Consider the following 439-nt stretch of genomic DNA (forward strand, 5'->3'; position numbering starts at 1 on the left):
GTCATCGTCACCAAGAGCATAGAGGCGCGCAACCGGGTGAAGCCGGCGCTGGAAAAGCTGCTGCGCGAGGAGTTCGTCGGCACCGATGCCTTCGTCAAGCCGCTCGAGCTCGGGCCGCCGGTCGGACGCCCCGTGCAGTACCGCGTCGGCGGTCCCGACATCCAGACCGTGCGCGAACTGGCGCAGCAATTCGCAGGCTTGATTTCGGCCAACTCGAAGCTTGGAGCACCCACCTTCGACTGGAACGAGCCGCAGCGGGTGCTGAGAGTCGGCGTGCTGCAGGACAAGGCGCGCCAGCTCGGCATCACCTCGTCCGACATCGCCAGCGCGCTGAACAGCACCGTCGGCGGCGCGACGATCACGCAGGTGCGCGACGCCACCTATCTGATCGATGTCGTGACGCGCTCGCGCGAGGCCGATCGCGGCTCGGTCGCAACAC

General features: G+C 67.4%; 1 protein-coding gene. It reads left to right on the top strand.

Features of this window, described 5'->3' with window-relative positions; all coding sequences use genetic code 11:
- Nucleotides 1-439, top strand: a 439-nt coding sequence (locus tag EOA29_RS40120) for an efflux RND transporter permease subunit (RefSeq protein WP_145970191.1), incomplete at both ends; no start/stop codon positions are given.

The organism is Mesorhizobium sp. M1E.F.Ca.ET.063.01.1.1 (genome assembly GCF_003998155.1).
Lineage (GTDB): Bacteria > Pseudomonadota > Alphaproteobacteria > Rhizobiales > Rhizobiaceae > Mesorhizobium.